This is a genomic window from Sphingomonas sp. GC_Shp_6, from assembly GCF_026540835.1.
In the GTDB taxonomy this organism is placed as follows: Bacteria; Pseudomonadota; Alphaproteobacteria; order Sphingomonadales; family Sphingomonadaceae; genus Sphingomonas.
Map to the genome: position 1 here is coordinate 15,073 of NZ_JALNUO010000004.1, position 17,432 is coordinate 32,504.

General features: G+C 68.4%; 17 protein-coding genes. 7 read left to right on the top strand and 10 right to left on the bottom strand.

Going from position 1 to position 17,432, the window contains the following annotated elements:
* Positions 1 to 32: 32 nt before the first annotated feature.
* The 3 genes from OXQ95_RS06340 to pdhA are packed head-to-tail and all read right to left on the bottom strand — an operon-like array spanning position 33 to position 3,171.
* A complete protein-coding gene (locus OXQ95_RS06340; RefSeq protein ID WP_267380723.1) occupies positions 33 to 707 on the bottom strand; it encodes a squalene/phytoene synthase family protein in 675 nt (224 codons plus the stop codon).
* Positions 704 to 2,125: a pyruvate dehydrogenase complex E1 component subunit beta gene (locus OXQ95_RS06345; protein ID WP_267380725.1), complete on the bottom strand. Its 1,422-nt coding sequence runs from the start codon at positions 2,123 to 2,125 to the stop codon at positions 704 to 706. The genes OXQ95_RS06340 and OXQ95_RS06345 overlap by 4 nt, the downstream gene beginning before the upstream one ends.
* A complete protein-coding gene (pdhA, locus tag OXQ95_RS06350) occupies positions 2,125 to 3,171 on the bottom strand; it encodes a pyruvate dehydrogenase (acetyl-transferring) E1 component subunit alpha (protein WP_242095795.1) in 1,047 nt (348 codons plus the stop codon). The genes OXQ95_RS06345 and pdhA overlap by 1 nt, the downstream gene beginning before the upstream one ends.
* Positions 3,172 to 3,319: 148 nt before the next feature.
* Here pdhA and OXQ95_RS06355 point away from each other — a divergent pair, with 148 nt between their 5' ends.
* From OXQ95_RS06355 to OXQ95_RS06365, 3 genes are read left to right on the top strand one after another with little or no spacing between them, the layout of a single operon-like run.
* Complete coding sequence (locus OXQ95_RS06355) at positions 3,320 to 4,612, top strand: MFS transporter (protein WP_242095932.1); 1,293 nt, start codon at positions 3,320 to 3,322, stop codon at positions 4,610 to 4,612.
* Entirely contained in the window at positions 4,609 to 5,529 is a 921-nt protein-coding gene (gene cysK / locus OXQ95_RS06360; protein ID WP_267380728.1) for a cysteine synthase A, read from the top strand. Before OXQ95_RS06355 ends, cysK begins: the two co-directional genes overlap by 4 nt.
* On the top strand, positions 5,529 to 6,746 hold the full coding sequence (locus OXQ95_RS06365) for a cell wall hydrolase (protein ID WP_267380730.1): 1,218 nt from the start codon (positions 5,529 to 5,531) through the stop codon (positions 6,744 to 6,746). Before cysK ends, OXQ95_RS06365 begins: the two co-directional genes overlap by 1 nt.
* A 124-nt stretch (positions 6,747 to 6,870) precedes the next feature.
* Here OXQ95_RS06365 and OXQ95_RS06370 read toward each other — a convergent pair whose 3' ends face one another.
* The 4 genes from OXQ95_RS06370 to hisI are packed head-to-tail and all read right to left on the bottom strand — an operon-like array spanning position 6,871 to position 9,980.
* A complete protein-coding gene (locus OXQ95_RS06370; protein ID WP_267380732.1) occupies positions 6,871 to 8,673 on the bottom strand; it encodes an acyl-CoA dehydrogenase C-terminal domain-containing protein in 1,803 nt (600 codons plus the stop codon).
* A 4-nt stretch (positions 8,674 to 8,677) separates the two neighbouring features.
* Entirely contained in the window at positions 8,678 to 9,106 is a 429-nt protein-coding gene (locus OXQ95_RS06375) for a MerR family DNA-binding transcriptional regulator (protein ID WP_242095799.1), read from the bottom strand.
* 32 nt (positions 9,107 to 9,138) lie between these two features.
* On the bottom strand, positions 9,139 to 9,627 hold the full coding sequence (locus tag OXQ95_RS06380; protein ID WP_267380736.1) for a hypothetical protein: 489 nt from the start codon (positions 9,625 to 9,627) through the stop codon (positions 9,139 to 9,141).
* Positions 9,624 to 9,980 carry a phosphoribosyl-AMP cyclohydrolase gene (gene hisI / locus OXQ95_RS06385; protein WP_267380738.1) on the bottom strand — a complete coding sequence of 119 codons (357 nt, stop codon included), beginning with the start codon at positions 9,978 to 9,980 and terminating at the stop codon, positions 9,624 to 9,626. The genes OXQ95_RS06380 and hisI overlap by 4 nt, the downstream gene beginning before the upstream one ends.
* A gap of 104 nt (positions 9,981 to 10,084) precedes the next feature.
* Between hisI and purF the strand changes: the two genes are divergently transcribed.
* Both purF and OXQ95_RS06395 read left to right on the top strand, forming a co-directional pair.
* Complete coding sequence (gene purF, locus OXQ95_RS06390; protein ID WP_242095802.1) at positions 10,085 to 11,542, top strand: amidophosphoribosyltransferase; 1,458 nt, start codon at positions 10,085 to 10,087, stop codon at positions 11,540 to 11,542.
* 16 nt (positions 11,543 to 11,558) lie between these two features.
* The gene (locus tag OXQ95_RS06395; protein ID WP_267380743.1) at positions 11,559 to 12,269 is read left to right on the top strand and encodes an SDR family NAD(P)-dependent oxidoreductase; all 711 of its coding nucleotides are present in this window, start codon (positions 11,559 to 11,561) and stop codon (positions 12,267 to 12,269) included.
* Here the strand turns inward: OXQ95_RS06395 and OXQ95_RS06400 are convergent.
* The 3 genes from OXQ95_RS06400 to OXQ95_RS06410 are packed head-to-tail and all read right to left on the bottom strand — an operon-like array spanning position 12,266 to position 15,829.
* Positions 12,266 to 13,480, bottom strand: a complete 1,215-nt coding sequence (locus OXQ95_RS06400; protein ID WP_267380745.1) for a cyclopropane-fatty-acyl-phospholipid synthase family protein — start codon at positions 13,478 to 13,480, stop codon at positions 12,266 to 12,268. The two genes, OXQ95_RS06395 and OXQ95_RS06400, sit on opposite strands and share 4 nt — an antisense overlap.
* A 41-nt stretch (positions 13,481 to 13,521) precedes the next feature.
* On the bottom strand, positions 13,522 to 14,886 hold the full coding sequence (locus tag OXQ95_RS06405) for a deoxyribodipyrimidine photo-lyase (protein ID WP_267380747.1): 1,365 nt from the start codon (positions 14,884 to 14,886) through the stop codon (positions 13,522 to 13,524).
* Positions 14,887 to 14,929: 43 nt separating this feature from the next.
* A complete protein-coding gene (locus OXQ95_RS06410) occupies positions 14,930 to 15,829 on the bottom strand; it encodes a histone deacetylase (RefSeq protein WP_267380749.1) in 900 nt (299 codons plus the stop codon).
* A gap of 68 nt (positions 15,830 to 15,897) precedes the next feature.
* Between OXQ95_RS06410 and OXQ95_RS06415 the strand changes: the two genes are divergently transcribed.
* Together OXQ95_RS06415 and OXQ95_RS06420 are read left to right on the top strand one after the other, a co-directional pair.
* A complete protein-coding gene (locus tag OXQ95_RS06415; RefSeq protein ID WP_267380751.1) occupies positions 15,898 to 16,875 on the top strand; it encodes an alpha/beta hydrolase in 978 nt (325 codons plus the stop codon).
* A gap of 22 nt (positions 16,876 to 16,897) precedes the next feature.
* Positions 16,898 to 17,395, top strand: coding sequence for an RNA pyrophosphohydrolase (locus tag OXQ95_RS06420; RefSeq protein ID WP_267380753.1), 498 nt, complete (start codon positions 16,898 to 16,900; stop codon positions 17,393 to 17,395).
* The last annotated feature ends 37 nt before the right edge of the window (positions 17,396 to 17,432 follow it).

Here is a 17,432-nt window from a genome sequence, read left to right on the forward strand (position 1 = left end):
ACATGGCGGCGGCAACCGCGAAAGGGTCGATTTCAAGTCCCATTCCAGCGATGCCGCAACAGGCGCAGCACGCGGCGTGGACCAGCCTTGGGCGGGGGCTCGGGCATCAGGTCGAAACGGGCGAGCAGCGCCAGCGCACCGAGCGCGCGCGTAGACCGGACCCAGCGCTGCCGGAACACGACGTCAATCTGCTCGCCAGCCATCGCCTTCGCGCGCGCGCCCTCTTCCGGGTCGCGCAGATGGATGGCGAGGTCGGCCAGCGCCCAACCCTCGCCCGCCGATCGCGGCTGCGCCTCGTCCGCACCGCAGATACGGGCTGCCGCCGCGAAGAGCGTGCCGCCCCGCGCGGCGCCATAGGCCGACAGCGCTTCGGCATCGAGCGGTACGCCGTCGATCAGCAGCTCCCAGCCGTCGATCATCTCCGCGAGCATCCGCCCCGAGACACCGCCTGGCAGGACGGCGGCATGCAGCGCGCTGAGGATGGGTTCGGCCGGCGGCGTGGTCGAATCCAGCGCTATCAGCGCCTCGTACCACCAGGTGAGCCGCATCTGCCCGACCATCGGATCTCGCGCGGCCCGCACGATCGCGGCCAGCCGGCCGTCCAGCGCGAACAGCGCCTCCAGCGCGCCCCGCACCCCGGCCGCCGCATAGGAGAGAGCGAGGGCGCGCTCGGCCTGAGCCGCCCCCTCCCCCACGGCGGCGTTCACTTGCGGTAGCACACCGCCTTCACCGCCTCGGTCACCTTCGCCGCGGTGACGAGCGCCAGCTTTTCGAGATTGGCCGCATAGGGCAACGGCACGTCCTCGTCGGTCACGCGCATCACCGGCGCGTCGAGGTCGTCGAACCCTTCCTCCATGGCGATGCTGATGATCTCGGACGAAATCGAGCAGGTCGGCCAGCCCTCTTCGACGACAACCATCCGATTGGTCTTCTTTAGGCTTTCGAGCACCGCCGCCTTGTCGAGCGGACGCAGCGTGCGCAGGTCGATCACCTCGGCATCGATCCCCTCGCCCGCCAGCGTCTCGGCGGCTTCGAGCGCGAGCCCGACACCGATCGAATAGCTGACGATCGTCACGTCCTTGCCCGCGCGCATGATCCGCGCCTTGCCGATCGGCAGGACATGGTCGTCGAGCTTGGGCACCTCGAAGGTGCGGCCATAGAGCAGCTCGTTTTCGAGGAACACGACCGGATCCTCGGTGCGGATCGCCGCCTTCAACAGGCCCTTCGCATCGGCGGCATCATAGGGCGCGATCACGATCAGGCCGGGCACGCTCGCATACCAGGGCGCATAATTCTGCGAATGCTGCGCGCCGACGCGGCTGGCGGCGCCGTTGGGCCCGCGAAACACGATCGGGCAGCGCATCTGCCCGCCCGACATATAGTTCGTCTTGGCGGCCGAATTGACGATGTGGTCGATCGCCTGCATCGCGAAGTTGAACGTCATGAACTCGACGATGGGACGAAGCCCCCCCATCGCCGCGCCCGTGCCGACGCCCGCAAAGCCATATTCGGTGATCGGCGTATCGATCACGCGGCGCTCGCCGAATTCGTCCAGCAGGCCCTGCGTCACCTTGTACGCGCCCTGATATTGCGCGACTTCCTCGCCGATCACGAACACGCGATCGTCGCGGCGCATCTCCTCGGCCATCGCATCGCGCAGCGCCTCGCGCAGCGTGATCTTCACCATCTCGGTGCCTGCCGGGATCGCGGGATCGCTCACATCGGCATCGTGCCGCGCGGCGTCGAACATCTGGCGCGCGCCAGTTTCCACCTTGTGCGGCGTGTTGCTCTCGGGTGCGGTGGGCGCCGCATCGGCGGGCTGCTCTTCCTTGGGGCTCGCGTTCGCGGCGTCGCCCGCGCGCTCGCCGGTGTCGGCCGATTCGTCGTCGCCGGCCAGCTCCATGATGACGGTGCCGACCTTCACATTGTCGGTGCCCTCGGCGACGAGGATCCGCGCGACGGTGCCTTCATCGACCGCCTCGAACTCCATGGTCGCCTTGTCCGTCTCGATCTCGGCCATGATGTCGCCGGACTTGACGGTGTCGCCCTCCTTCACCAGCCATTTGGCGAGCGTGCCCTCCTCCATCGTGGGAGAAAGCGCGGGCATCTTGATCGCGATCGCCATCAGTAACGCTCCACCAGCACGTCGGTATAGAGTTCGGCATGCTCGGGTTCGGGCGTGCTTTCGGCGAAATCGGCGGCTTCGTTCACGGTCTTGCGGATCTCCTGTTCGAGCGTCTTCAGCTCGGCCTCGGTCACGCCCTGTTCGTCCAGCAGCTTCTTGACGTGCTCGATCGGGTCGGACTTGTCGCGCACCGCCTGCACCTCTTCGCGGCTGCGATATTTGGCGGGGTCGCTCATCGAATGGCCGCGGTAGCGGTAGGTCTTCATCTCGAGGATGATCGGCCCCTTGCCCGCGCGCACCCAGGCGAGCGCCTCTTCGGCCGCGCCGCGGCACGCCAGCACGTCCATTCCGTCGACCTGGATGCCGGGAATGCGGAAGCTTTCGCCGCGGCGATAGAGCTGGTCTTCGGCCGACGCGCGGTTGACGCTGGTGCCCATGGCATATTGGTTGTTCTCGATCACATAGATGATCGGCAGCTTCCACAGCTCGGCCATGTTGAAGCTTTCGTACACCTGGCCCTGATTGGCCGCGCCGTCGCCGAAATAGGCGAGGCAGACGCCGCCATCGTCGCTGTACTTGTGCTTGAACGCGAGGCCGGTGCCGAGCGACACCTGCGCACCGACGATGCCGTGGCCGCCGTAGAAGCGCTTTTCGGTCGAGAACATATGCATCGACCCGCCCTTGCCCTTGGATATGCCTGCGGCACGCCCCGTCAGCTCGGCCATGATGACCTTGGGATCGATGCCGTAAGCGAGCATGTGGCCATGGTCGCGGTAACCGGTGATGACCGAATCCTTGTCGCCGTCGAGCGCCGACTGCAGCCCGACCGCGACCGCTTCCTGCCCGATATAAAGATGGCAGAAACCGCCGATGAAGCCGAGGCCGTACAACTGGCCCGCCTTTTCCTCGAACCGGCGGATCAGCAGCATCTCCTTGTAGAACTGAAGAAGCTCGTCCCTGGTCGCCGCATAGGGCGCAGGGTCCGCGGGGCGTTCGCGGTTGGGAATGGGCGGCTCGCTGAGCGCGCGGACGGGGGCTTTGGCCACGTTGGGGAAACCTTGGTTCCGGGGAGGACGAATGAGCGCCTATAGGCGCGGATGACGCCCCGTATCAATTGCCCGCTTTCGCGAGAGCCCAGCGCACGAGCGGTTGCCCTTTCTACGGGGAGCGGCCAAAGCGCGCCGGACGATGGACATGATCGCAACGCCCGCCCGGCCCATCCACCCGTTTCGGCTCGCGAACTTCCGCGCCTACTGGCTGTCGCGCTTCACCGGCACGATCGCGCTGAGTTCCATGTCGATCGTGATCGGCTGGCAGGTGTACAACATCGCGCGCGAGACGATGCCGATCAAGGAAGCCGCGTTCCTGCTCGGCATGATCGGCTTCGCCCAGTTCGTCCCGCTGTTCCTCCTGACGCCGATCGTCGGGCTGGTGGCCGATACGGTGGATCGCCGCTGGATCGTGCGCGCCACCACCTTGCTGTTGCTGGCGACGGCGGGAACTCTTGGCCTGCTGACGCTCTCCGGCAGCCTGTCGCTGGTCGCGCTGTTCGGCGCGGCCGTGGCGTTCGGGATCGCGCGGGCGTTTTCTGGGCCGGCCTATTCGGCGCTCGCCCCCAATCTCGTGCCGCGCGAGAGCCTGCCGACCGCGATTGCGGTCAGCTCCATCGCATGGCAGGTGGGCACGATCGCCGGGCCGAGCGTCGGCGGCATCCTCTACGCGATCCACCCCGATGTGGCGTACGGCACGGCGACCCTGCTGTTCGCGGTCGCGCTGCTGATGATCTTTCTGATCGGCCCCGTGCCGCAGCCGCCGGTCGAGAAGGATCACCGGCCGCTCGCCCGGATCGTCGAGGGCTTCGCCTATGTCCGCCACAACCGGCTGGTGCTGGCGACGATCACGCTCGATCTCTTCGCGGTGCTGCTGGCCGGATCGAGTGCGCTGCTGCCGGTGTTCGCGCGCGACATCCTGCACGTCGGCTCGCGCGGGCTCGGCATCCTGGCCGCCGGCATGGGGATCGGCGCGGCGACGACGGCGATCTGGTTCTCGGTGCGGCCGATGACGGTCGATGTCGGCCGCAAGATGCTAGCCGCGGTGATCGTGTTCGGCGCGGCCATCCTCACCTTCGGTCTGTCGCGCTCGTTCGGGCTGAGCCTTGCCGCGCTGATCGTGGCGGGCTGTGCGGACATGGTGTCGGTCTATGTCCGCCAGTCGCTGATCCAGCTTCATACCCCCGACGCGATGCGCGGGCGGGTGAGCGCGGTGTCGCAGCTCACCATCTCGGCGTCGAACGAGCTGGGCGAGGCCGAAAGCGGCCTTCTCGCCAGCCTGCTCGGCCCAGTAGGCGCGGTGGTGTTCGGCGGGGTCGGCGCGATCGTGGTGACGCTCGCCTGGTCCCGCCTGTTCCCGGAACTGAAGGCGGCGCGGAGCTTTGATCCGCCAGCGGAACCCGAATTTCCTGCCCAGAACGGAGTCTCGGTGCCATGAAGGCCAACACCATCCTGGAGACGATCGGCAACACGCCGCACGTCCGCCTGTCCAAGCTGTTCCCGGACTCGGAGGTTTGGATCAAGTCCGAACGCTCCAATCCCGGTGGATCGATCAAGGACCGGATCGCGCTGGCGATGATCGAGGCGGCGGAAGCCGATGGCCGTTTGAAGCCCGGCGGCACGATCATCGAACCGACCAGCGGCAACACCGGGGTGGGCCTCGCCATGGTCGCCGCGGTGAAGGGCTATAAGCTCGTCCTCGTCATGCCCGAAAGCATGAGCATCGAGCGCCGCCGCCTGATGCTGGCTTATGGCGCACGCTTCGACCTGACTCCGCGCGAAAAGGGCATGAAGGGCGCGATCGAACGCGCGCTTCAGCTGGTGGAGGAAACCCCCGGCGCCTGGATGCCGCAGCAGTTCGAGAACCCGGCGAACATCGACGTTCACGTCCACACCACGGCGCGGGAAATCCTTGCCGATTTCGCCGATACGCCGATCGACGTGCTCATCACGGGCGTCGGCACGGGCGGCCACATCACCGGCGTCGCCGAGACCCTGAAGAAAAGCTGGCCGGGGCTGAAGGTGTTCGCGGTCGAGCCCGCCGCCTCCCCGGTGATCGCCGGCGGCCAGCCGGGGCCCCACCCGATCCAGGGCATCGGTGCGGGCTTCATCCCGGCCAATCTCCACACCCAGGCGCTCGACGGCGTGATCGAGGTGGACGCCGCGGTCGCCAAGGACATGGCACGCCGCTCCGCCACCGAGGAAGGCATGCTGGTCGGCATCTCGTCGGGCGCGACGCTGGCCGCGATCCTGCAGAAGCTGCCCGACCTGCCCGACGACGTCCGCGTCCTGGGCTTCAACTACGATACCGGGGAGCGGTATCTGTCGGTGCCCGACTTCCTGCCCGAAAGTTGATGCGTCGCATCGATGCGGTGCCCGTCGCGATCGCCGCGCTGGCGGTGATCGCGCCGACCATCGTCGTCACCCATCCGCCGGCGATACCCGATCGCATCGTCCGGCCGGTCGCGCTGCCGAAGCGCCGGATCGTGCCGATGGCCGAGGTGCCGCCGGTCGAGCCGGTGGCGTTCATCGATATGTCGCCCGACGAAGCGCGCGCGTATAATGCGGACGTGCCCTTCTCGACCGAGCCGAACCCCGCCGCGCGTCCTTTCCGGATGAGCGGGCCGCCCGAGGCGCAAGCGCGCGCGACCGACTGCCTCGCGGCGGCGGTGGTCTATGAGGCGGGGGACGATGCGGAGGGCGAGCGCGCGGTGGCACAGGTGGTGCTCAACCGGCTGCGCCACCCGGCCTTCCCAAAGACCGTGTGCGGCGTGGTGTTCCAGGGGCAGGAGCGCAGCACCGGTTGCCAGTTCACTTTCGCCTGCGACGGCGCGCTCGATCGCTGGCATCCGTCGGATGCGGCATGGCGCCGGGCGCGCGAGGTGGCGCACGCCGCGCTGGCCGGATCGGTCGACCGGCCGGTGGGCTATGCCACGCATTACCATACCGACTGGGTGGTGCCCTATTGGCAGTCCAGCCTCGACAAGATCGCGGCGGTCCACACGCATTTGTTCTTTCGCTGGGCTGGCTGGTGGGGCACGCCGCCCGCGTTCAACCGTCAGGTCAGCAGCGACGAGCCGGTGATCGCGCATCTGGCCGCCCTGTCCGAGGCGCACCGCACCGCCACCGAGATCGCCGGTGCGGACGACCTGCCCGTGAGCGGCGACGGCGAGGCGGTGCTGCCGACCGACTCCGATCCCGACGCCTTCCTGCTGCTGCTGCCGGCTGGCCAGCCCGCCGATTCGTACAAGGCGATGGCACTGCGCCTGTGCGGCATCCGCGCGCATTGCCAGGTGATGGGCTGGACCGATCCCGCGCTCGTTGCGACCGCGCTGCCGCTGACGGCGGAACAGGTCTCGACGCTCGCCTTCAGCTATCTCCACGATCGGGCGAGCGGGTATGACAAGGCGCTGTGGAACTGTCAGACGGTGCGCCGCGCCAACCCCGCCGAATGCATGAAGCGCCAGACGGTGCTGCCGAACGCCGCCGCCACACCGGCTCCGGATCTGGGCGGGGTCCGGCGCAAATCGACGATCGAGCCTCCGCCGACGAATAGCCAGGCGCCCGAATAGATCGAAATGCCGCTACGTCGATCCTCTAGCGCGATCCGTTCGTGTTTCGACAAGTTCAACGCGAACGGAGCAAGGCTTCGACCGTCACGGCCCTCGTCCGCCATCGGACGAGGGCCGCGAGGCGTCAGGCCGCCATGAACATCTCGGGCGGCAGCGCCATCAGCGCCTCCGCGCCGCCCTCGATCTGGCGGCGCAGCGAACCCGCCTGCGGCATGATCCGCTCCGCGAAATAGCGCGCGGTGACGAGCTTGGCGTCGAGGAACGCGGCATCGCCCTCGCCCGCCGCCTTCAGCCTGGCCGCCGCCGTCGCCATGCGCAGCCACATCACGCCCACCGCGACGATCCCCATCAGGTGCATGTACGGCACCGCACCCGCACCCACATTGTCGGGATTCTTCATGCCGTTGGCCATGAACCACATCGTCGCCGCCTGAAGCTGGCCATTGGCCTTTTCCAGTGCCGCGGCGAAGTCGGCGGTCGCCGGCTCGGCCTTGCCGGCCGCGACGTCGTCCGCCACCACCTTGAAGAACGCCTGCACCGCGCGACCGCCATTCTGTGCCAGCTTGCGACCGACCAGATCCATCGCCTGCACGCCGTTGGTGCCTTCGTAGATCATCGCGATCCGCGCATCGCGGACATATTGCTCCATGCCCCATTCGGCGATGTAGCCATGGCCGCCATAGACCTGCTGCGCGTTGGTCGCGACCTCATAGCCCTTGTCGGTGCCGACGCCCTTGATGACCGGCGTCAGCAGACCGATCAGGTCGGACGCCATCTGGCGATCCTCCTCGCTCGATGCGGCATGTTCGAGATCGACCTGGAGCGCACCCCACAGGCAAAGCGCGCGCAGCCCCTCCGTCCACGCCTTCGCGTCCATCAGCATGCGGCGGATATCGGGATGGACGAACAGCGTGTCGGCCTTTTCGCCGGGCTCCTTGGGGCCGGTGAGCGCGCGACCCTGGCGGCGGTCCTGCGCATATTGCACCGCATTCTGGTACGCGGTCTCGGCGACGCCCAAGCCCTGCAGCCCGACGCCCAGCCGCGCTGCGTTCATCATGATGAACATCGCGGCGAGGCCCTTCATCTCCTCGCCGACCAGCCAGCCGGTGGCGCCGTCATAGTTCATCACGCAGGTGGAATTGGCGTGAATGCCCATCTTGTGCTCGATCGAGCCGCACGACACGCCGTTGCGCGCGCCGGGATTGCCGTCGGCATCGACGAGGAACTTGGGCACGACGAAGAGCGAGATGCCCTTCGAACTGTCTGGCGCGCCCGGCGTCTTGGCGAGGACGAGATGGATGATGTTGCTCGTAAGGTCGTGCTCGCCCGACGAAATGAAGATTTTGGTGCCGGTGATCGCATAGGAGCCGTCCGCCTGCGGCTCGGCCTTGGTGCGGATCAGGCCCAGATCGGTGCCGCATTGCGGCTCGGTCAGGTTCATCGTGCCACCCCACTCGCCCGACACCATCTTGGGCACGTACATCGCCTGCTGCTCGGGCGTGCCTTTCGCGATCAGCGCGGCGATCGCGCCGTGCGTCAGGCCCGGATACATGGCGAAAGCCATGTTGGCCGAGATCATATATTCCTGGAACGCGGTCGAGACGACGTGCGGCATGCCTTGGCCGCCGAGCGTCTCGGGCGCGCTGAGCGTGCCCCAGCCCGATTCGACGAACTGCGCATAGGCGGCCTTGAAGCCCTCGGGCGTGGTCACGCTGCCGTCGTCGTGGCGCGTGCAGCCCTGCTGGTCGCCCGACTGGTTGAGCGGGAACAGCACTTCGGCGACGAAGCGGCCGCCTTCCTCCAGCACCGCATCGACCACGTCGGGCGTGGCGGCGGCGAATCCCTCCAAGTTCGAATGCTGCGCGAGCCCGACGACATGTTCGAGGATGAAACGCGTGTCGCGGACGGGAGGCGTATATTGGGGCATGCGATCAATGTCCTTGGATGTCGTGGCTGCGGCCGGCTTCGAGCACGGCGATGAACCCGGTGAGTTCGGCGATGGCGGCGTCGATGTCGTGCTTCTGCGATTCGAGCAGCGCAACGCGGTCGCGGCACCGGTCGATCGCGGCCTGACGCTGCGTCCGGCGACCGTCGCCGAGATCGTAGAGATCGATCATCGCGCGGATGTCGCCGAGCGAGAATCCGACGCGCTTGCCGCGCAGGATCCAGGCCAGGCGCGCGCGGTCGCGGTGCGAATAGATCCGCGCGGTGCCGCGCCGCTCGGGCGCGATCAGCCCCTCGTCCTCATAGAAGCGAAGCGCGCGTGCGGTGATGCCGAATTCCGCCGAGAGATCGGATATGGTGAAATTCGCGCGATCGGGCCGCGGCGGAACGACAGCATGGGCGACAGCGACAGCCATGAGCCGCTCTCTACCTACCCTTTACGTCAACGTCAACCGCCGCAAAGCGCGCGACCGGCACCATCGTGCAGCGTCGCCGCCTCGGCGAGGGACGCGCTCACCCGATCGACCGCCATCGCCGCGAGCGACGCGCGGCCTCCGCACACCGCGTCGCATTCGGGCGGAACCTCGGGCGGAAGGACGATCCGTTCGCCATCGAAGATCGCACGGATCCGGCAGTCGCCGAAGACCATGTCGAGCCGCGATCCCGAGCGGCGCAGCGTGCCCGATGCGGCGCAACTCTGCCCCTCGCCATAATCGACCAGCGCACCGACTCGCGTGGCGGTGGCGCCAGAGCCCATCACGCAGAGCCGATCGGTGCCGCGTGCCCAGGACCCCGCGATCGAGCCCGCCGGATCGGCGACCAGCCCCGCCGAAACCGCCGCCGCCTCCAGTCGTGCGCCGGGCGAATCGGATGCGGCGGGCGCTGCCGGCTTCGCGCAGCCCGCGAGCAGCAGCGCCAGCGCCAGCGCCCGTCTCATATCGGCGCGAGGCCGTCGCCGTCGATCCGCCGGTAGAAGCAGCTCGCCGCCCCGGTGTGGCAGGCGGGGCCCGCGGGTTCGACGATCAGCCACAGCGCATCCTGGTCGCAATCGATCCGCATCTCGATCACGCGCATGACATGGCCCGACGTTTCGCCCTTCTTCCAGAGCCGCCCGCGGCTGCGCGACCAGAAGACCGCCTCGCCGCTCGCACGGGTAGCGGCGAACGCTTCGGCGTTCATGTGCGCCACCATCAGCAGGGCGCCGGCCGAATCCGTCAGAACGGCGGTGATGAGCCCGGCCGCGTCATAGCGGGGATCGAGGACGAGGCCGGTGTCGCGCGGATCGGTCATGCCGCCTCCTAGCAGCCAAGCCGATGTTGCGTAACCATGACAAGGTAGCGACAAACCCGCATCGCCCCCCTATATGGCGCTCGCACGCTGCGGACGGGTTATCCATGCTGACCACACATCCTTTCGATGACGACAAGCTCCGCGAGGAGTGCGGGATATTCGGCGTTTCCGCCACCGAAGGCGCCGCGGCGCTGGTGGCGCTGGGGCTTCACGCGCTGCAGCACCGGGGCCAAGAGGCCGCGGGCATCACCACCTTCGACGGCGCGCACTTCCACACGCACCGCGCGATGGGGCATGTGGCGGGCAATTTCGACCGCGACGACGTGATCCGCGCGCTACCGGGCACGGTCGCTTGCGGCCATGTCCGCTATTCGACGACGGGCGAGACGGCGCTGCGCAACGTGCAACCGCTCTACGCCGACCTTGCCACCGGCGGCTTCGCGATCGCGCACAATGGCAACATCTCGAATGCCATGCGGCTGCGGCGCGAGCTGGTGCGGCGCGGATCGATCTTTCAGTCGACCAGCGATACCGAGACGATCATCCATCTCGTCGCCACCAGCAACTACCGCACGCTGATGGACCGCTTCATCGACGCGCTGAAGCAGATCGAGGGTGCCTATTCGCTGATCGTGATGACGCCCGAAGGCATGATCGCCTGCCGCGATCCGCTCGGCATCCGCCCGCTCGTGATGGGCCGGTTGGACGATGCGGTGATCTTCGCCAGCGAGACGGTCGCGCTCGACGTGGTCGGCGCGACGTTCGAACGCTCGGTCGAACCCGGCGAACTCATCATCGTGCAGGGCAGCGAGATCCGCTCGATCCGCCCGTTCGCGCCGATGGCGCCGCGGCCGTGCATCTTCGAATGGGTCTACTTCTCGCGCCCCGATTCGATCGACAGCGATCGCTCGGTGTACGACGTGCGCAAGGCGATCGGCGCGCAGCTCGCGATCGAGTCGCCGGTCGAGGCGGACCTCACCATCCCCGTTCCCGATTCGGGCGTGCCCGCGGCGATCGGCTATGCGCAGCAATCGGGCATCCCGTTCGAACTCGGCATCATCCGCTCGCATTATGTCGGGCGTACGTTCATCTCGCCCGGCGACAAGGTCCGCCATCTGGGCGTCAAGCTGAAGCACAATGCCAACCGTGCGCTCATCAAAGGCAAGCGGATCGTGCTGATCGACGATTCGATCGTCCGCGGCACCACCAGCCTGAAGATTGTGCAGATGATGCGCGATGCCGGCGCGGCCGAGGTGCATATGCGGATCGCCAGCCCGCCGACGCGGCATAGCTGCTTCTACGGCGTCGACACGCCCGAGCGCGCCAAGCTGCTGGCGGCCAAACTCGATCTCGGCGGCATGACCGACTTCATCCATGCCGACAGCCTGTCCTTCGTGTCGATCGACGGGCTCTACAAGGCGCTGGGCGAGGCCAAGCGCGCCGATATCCGCCCGAAATATTGCGATGCCTGCTTCACCGGCGACTATCCGACCACGCTGACGGATCAGGACGAGAGCGCCGATGTCGACCAGTTCGCGATGCTCGAAGAGCGCGTGATCTGAACAAAGGGCAAAGCGCATGACCGAAAATCCTCTCGCTGGCCGCCTCGCGCTCGTCACCGGCGCCAGCCGCGGCATCGGCGCCGCGACCGCACGCGCGCTGGGCGCGATGGGCGCGCATGTCGTGCTCACCGCGCGCACCGCGGGCGGGCTGGAGGAGGTGGAGGAGGCGATCCACGCCGCGGGCGGCTCCGCCACGATCGCCCCGCTCGACCTGACCGAGCCCGAGAGTATCGCCCGGCTCGCCACCGCGATCGAGGACCGTTGGCAGGCGCTGGACGTGCTGGTGCTGAACGCCGCGCAACTCGGCTCGCTATCGGCGGTGCCCGCCATCGATCCCAAGGAAATGGCGCGCGTGCTGACGCTCAACGTGAGCGCGCAGGCGGCAATGATCGCGGCATTCGACCCACTGCTCCGTCGGTCCACCCTGGCCCGCGTGATCGGCGTGACGTCGAGCGTCGGCCGCAAGCCGCGCGCGTTTTGGGGCTCATACGGCGCATCCAAGGCGGCGTTCGAGGCGCTGCTGCTCGCTTACGGCGATGAGATGGCCGAAATCAGCGCGATCCGGGTCGCGCTCGTCGATCCCGGCGCGACGCGCACCGCGATGCGCGCGCGCGCCTATCCGGGCGAGGAGCCGCGTTCGGTCAAGCCGCCCGAAGTGGTGGGCGACCGGATCGCGGCGCTGGCGGTCGAAGGCTATGCCGACGGCCATTTCGAGCGCGTCGGCTAGGCCTTCACCAGCGTGACCTGCGCGACGTCGATCCCGCCGCCGCGAAAACCGCCCTCGCAATACATCAGGTAATAGCGCCACAGCGCCACGAACCGCGCGTCGAACCGGGCGGGCAGCCGCCCCTCGTCGACGGCCGCATCGAAGCGCCGACGCCATTCCAGCAGCGTCTCGGCATAATCGAGGCCGAAGCCGTGCCGGTCCGTCCAGGTGAGGCCACGCGCCTCGGCGAGCGCGTGGAAGCGGCTTTCGGACAGCAGCATGCCGCCCGGAAACACATAGCGCTGGATGAAGTCGACCCCGTCCGCATAGGCCGGGAAAACGTCGTCGGCGATCGCGATAAATTGGATGGCGGCCCGGCCGCCGGGCTTCAGCACGCGCGCGATGGTGTCGAGATAGGCGCCCCAATAGGCCTGCCCCACCGCCTCGACCATCTCGATGCTGGCCACCGCGTCGTAGATGCCGTTCGCGTCGCGATAGTCGGTGAGGCCGATCGTGACGCCCGGCAGCGCGAGCGCCTCGACCTGCGCCTTCTGCTCGGTCGAGAGCGTCAGCCCGTGGACGCGGCGGCCGCTCTGCGACGCCAGCGCCGCGAACGAACCCCAGCCGCAGCCGATCTCGAGGATCCGTTCGCCAGCGCGCGTGGCGGTGCGATCGAGGATCGCCTGGAGCTTGCGGCGCTGCGCGGCCTCGAGCGTCTCGCCGGGCGCGAAGAGCGCGCTTGAATAAGTGAGGCTCGGATCCAGCCATTCGCGGTAGAAATCATTGCCGAGGTCGTAATGCGCGGCGATGTTGCGCCGTGCACCGCGGCGATGGTTGCGGCGCAGATGGTGCCAGCCGCGCGCCGCCAGTCGGACGAACCCGCCCGCACGCGCCGCGCCGCCCAGCGACACGCGGTTGCGCATGAACAGGTCGAACAGCGGCACCGGATCGGGGCTCGACCAGTCGCCCGCCGCCCAGCCCTCGTACCAGCCGACCGATCCGCCGCTCGCCAGCCGGACGAGCGCGCGCCAGCGATGGACGTGCACCACCGGGATCGGCCCCGCGCGGCGCCCGCCCAGCAGCCGCTGCGTGCCGTCGGGCAGGCTCGCCTCGATCCCGCCCTCGGCCAGCCCGGTGTCGATTCGGTCGAGCAACCGGTGGAAGACGGGCGCCACCGCGCGCGCGACGGCACTGCCCCGGTCATCCGGCGTGATGGTGGAAGGCGCGTTCATCGCGGGCGCTCATGCAACAGAGCCCGGCGGTAGGAAAGTGGCTAACGCACCGCGCGGCCCGCCTCCAGGGCGCGCTCGCGGCCTTCGCGGTGGCCGATGATCTTGGCCGGATAGGCGGGCGGGCGGCATCCGACGGCATCGGGATCGTGGATCGCGTCGCCGCGCACCGCCTTCAGCTCGGGCACCCATTCGCGGATATAGTCGCCCGCATCGAATTTCTCCGACTGGACCAGCGGCGCCATGATCCGCCCGAACATGTTGGAGTCGACGCCGGTGCCCGCGACCCATTGCCAGTTGACGCTGTTGTTGCCGTAGTCGGCGTCGATCAGGCAATCCCAGAACCAGCGTTCGCCCTCGCGCCAGTCGATCAGCAGATGCTTCACCAGGAAGCTCGCGGTAATCATCCGCACCCGGTTGTGCATCCAGCCGGTGGCCCAGAGCTGGCGCATCCCGGCATCGACGATCGGATAGCCGGTTCGCCCCCGCTGCCACGCCTTCAGATCGGCCTTGGCGGCCGCGTCGTCGCGCCAGGGCAGCCGATCGAATTTGGGCCGGCCGTTCGCGTCCGCATAATCGGGCATCGCCATCACCACGCCGTCCGTGAAGTCGCGCCATGCCAGTTCCTTGCGGAACGTCGCCGCGCCTTGGCTGCGGCTGTCGATCGCATGCCACACGGTGCGCGGGCTCACCTCGCCGAAATGGAGATGCGGCGAGAGGCGCGACGTGCCTTCCTCGGCCGGCATGTTGCGCGCCTCGTCATACGCGTCGATCCGCCCGGCGAGATCGCGGAGCGCCGCATCCGCCGCGGCCTCGCCCGCGGTCCATTCGGCAAAGCCCTTCGCCCAATCGGGCCTGGTCGGCAGCAGCCGCCATGACGTCAGCCGCTCGCTCTTCGGCCAATGCTTCGGGCCCGGAACATGGTCGGGCGCGGGCAGCGGCGCATCGGGCGGCATGTGCGTGGAGAGCGCCTTCCAGAAGGAGGAATAGATCTTGAACGGCGCCCCCGATCCGGTGACGATATCCTCGATCCGCGTAAGATGATTGCCGTCATGGCGGATCAACGCGTCGCCCAGCGCATCCTCTGCCTTGCGCCACCAGGGCTCGTAATGGCGGATGGCGTGGATGCGGGTGGCTCCCGTCTCGGCCATCAACGCGCGCAGCGTCTCGGCCGCATCGCCGCGCCGCAGGATCAGCTTCGCGCCTTTGTCCTCGAATGCTCCGGCAAGAGCCTCCAGCGCGTGATGGAGATACCAGCGTTGCGCGCCGCCCATACGCCACGCGCCCGGTGCCGCATCGTCGAGGATAAAGACCGGGATCACCGGCCCGTCATGGATCGCGGCGGCGAGGGCAGGCTGATCGTGAAGGCGCAGATCCTGGCGGAGCCAGAGCAGGGACGGTTCGGTCATCCCGCCACTACCCCCGCCCCGGCTCACTTGTTCCGGCGGCGGATTACAGGCCGAACGCCTCGCCGAGCGTCAGGATCGCGGTGACATGGCGGCGGGCGATCGCGAGCGCGTCGTCGCCGTAACCGCCGCCGACGGTGCTCGCGAGCGGAATGCGCCGCGCGCGCGCAAGCCCCGCGACCAGCCGTTCGCGGCGGACGAGCCCGTCGAGCGAGAGCGACAGGCGCCCGAGCCGGTCCTCGGCGAAGGGATCGACGCCTGCCTGATAGAGGATCAGATCGGGCCGCATTGCGTCGACCATCGGCGTGAGCGTCGCCGCCAGGGCTGCCAGATAGGCCTCGTCGCCGATCCCGTCCGCCAGCGGCACGTCGCAGGTCGAGCGCGCCTTCCGCGCAGGGAAATTCTTTTCGGCATGGATGGAATAGGTCGCGATACCCGGCCGACCGGCGAGCAGCGCCGCGGTGCCGTCGCCCTGATGCACGTCGCAATCCACCACCAGCACGCTGGCGGCGTCGCCTTCCTCCACCAGCCGCACCGCCGCGACCGCCAGATCGTTGAAGACGCAATAGCCCGCCCCCGTATCCGCCAGCGCGTGATGGCTGCCGCCCGCGCTGTTCGCGGCGAAACCGTGTTCGAGCGCGAGCCGCGCCGCCGCCCAGGTGCCGCCGGGCACCGCCCGCGCGCGCTCGGCCACCGCCGCCGTCACCGCAAAGCCGATCCGCCGTTCCTTGTCGGGAGGCACGGTGCCGGACAGGACCTGCGCGACATAATCGGGATCGTGCACCGCCTCCAGCCAGCGCTGCGGCATCGGCGCGGGCACCGTCCACGCGATCCGATCGCCCTCGCCCAGCAGCAGATCGCGGATCAGCCCGTTCTTGCTCCATTTGTAGGTGCTGCGCGGCGGAGCCGGCGAGACATAGGCGGGATGGTGGACGACGGGGATCACGTCGGACTAGGTAGGCGTTCGACGCCCGAACCCAATGGGCCAACCCGTTGGATGAACTGGAGAGCCCGATGAACGCCACGCCTTACGTCCGCCCCGATGTCGCGGGGTTCCTGGCCTATCTGAACGCCGTGCCCGGGCCCAAGATGCACGAGATGGACGCACCCTCGGCCCGCGCGGTGTACACGGCGATGAAGGACGTGGCGGATCTGCCGCTCGGGGAACTCGCCACCATCGTCGATCTCACGATCCCGGGAAGTGCCGGCGCCATCCCGGCCCGGCTGTTCGACGTGGCGGCGTCGCGCGCGCCGGGGCCGGTGATGCTGTTCTTCCACGGCGGCGGTTTCGTGATCGGCAATATCGAGACCCATGCCAGCCTGTGCGCGGCGATCTCGCGCGCGCTCGACATTCCCGTGGTGTCGGTCGAATATCGGCTCGCGCCCGAAGATCCCTGGCCTGCCGCGCCCGAGGATTGCGAGGCGGCAACGCGCTGGGTGGCGAGCGCACCCGCCGAGCTGGGGCGTGGCGTCACCGGCCTCGTGCTCTGCGGCGACAGCGCGGGTGGCGCGCTGGCGATCACCACGGCGATGGCGCTGCGCGACGAGCCCGCCGCCCTGCCCGTGCTGGTTCAGGCGCTGCTCTATCCGGCGGCCGACGCGACGAAGGAATATCCCTCCTACGCGCAGTTCGCCGAGGGCCATCTGCTGACGCGCGAAGGCATGGAATGGTTCATGGCCGCCTATCGCCCCGACGTCACGCACCCGCGCGCTTCGCCCTTGGCGGGTGATCTGTCCGGCCTGCCCGCCGCGGTGGTGATGACGGCGAGCCTCGATCCGATCCGCGACCAGGGCCGCGCCTATGCCGCCGCGCTGATCCAGGCGGGCGTGCCGACGGTGTTTCGCGAGGCGGTGGGCAACGTCCATGGCTTCGCCAATCTGCGTCAGGCGGTGCCGTCGAGCGTGGGCGATACCACCGCGTTCCTCACCGCGCTAAAGGCGGTGATCGTGGAGACCGAGGGCGATCGCACGATGCGCCAGGCGGCGGGCTGACGGCATTGCACGGAGTGAGAGAATGACGATCGATCCGACCAGCCTTCCCTATCGCCCCTGCGCGGGCGTCATGCTGCTGAACCGCGAAGGCCAGGTGTTCGTCGGGCAACGCTGCGACTCGACGCTGGAGGCGTGGCAGATGCCGCAGGGCGGGATCGATCCCGGCGAGGATCCGCTCGACACCGCGATCCGCGAGCTGGGCGAGGAGACCGGCATCGCGCCCGACCAGATCGAGCTGATCGCCCAGGCGCCCGGCGAGTTCACCTATGACCTGCCCCCCGAACTCGTCGGCAAGGTGTGGAAGGGCAAGTGGCGCGGCCAGCGTCAGCGCTGGTTCCTCTTCCGCTTCAACGGCACCGACAGCGACGTGAACATCGCGACCAAGCATCCCGAATTCCGCGCCTGGCGGTGGATCGACCCGGCGGAGTTGCCCATGCTCATCGTGCCGTTCAAGCGCGCGCTCTACGAGGACGTGCTCGCCGCTTTCGCACCACATCTCACCGCATCGCCGCATCGCTGACCGGTTTGCACGCCACGATGCCGACGTTAGACAGGCT